The organism is Fibrella rubiginis, assembly GCF_017353185.1.
Taxonomy (GTDB): domain Bacteria; phylum Bacteroidota; class Bacteroidia; order Cytophagales; family Spirosomataceae; genus Fibrella; species Fibrella rubiginis.
Window position 1 is genome coordinate 1 of sequence record NZ_JAFMYV010000049.1, and the last position, 302, is coordinate 302.

Below are 302 nucleotides of genomic sequence, written 5' to 3' on the forward strand. Positions count from 1 at the left end.
ATGATGCCTTCGAGGTACTCGCGGATGGGCTGGATCTTGATGTGGCTTACCACTTCTTCGGCGAAGGCGTAGAGCAGCAGCGTGCGGGCAGCGTCTTTGGGAATGCCCCGTGACTGCAAATAAAACAGGGCCTCCTCGTTCATCTTGCCCGTGGTGGTGCCGTGCGAACACTTCACATCGTCGGCGTAGATTTCCAGCTGGGGCTTGGTGTTCATGGCCGCATCGGGCGAGAGCACCACGTTCTTACACGACTGGTAGGCGTTGGTCTTCTGGGCGTCGGGGCGCACGTAGATTTTGCCGTT

At 58.6% G+C, this 302-nt stretch carries 1 protein-coding gene; it reads right to left on the reverse strand.

From position 1 onward, the window contains the following. A partial coding sequence (locus J2I47_RS26425; protein WP_207367627.1) for a SufD family Fe-S cluster assembly protein occupies window positions 1–302 on the reverse strand: 302 nt, incomplete at both ends.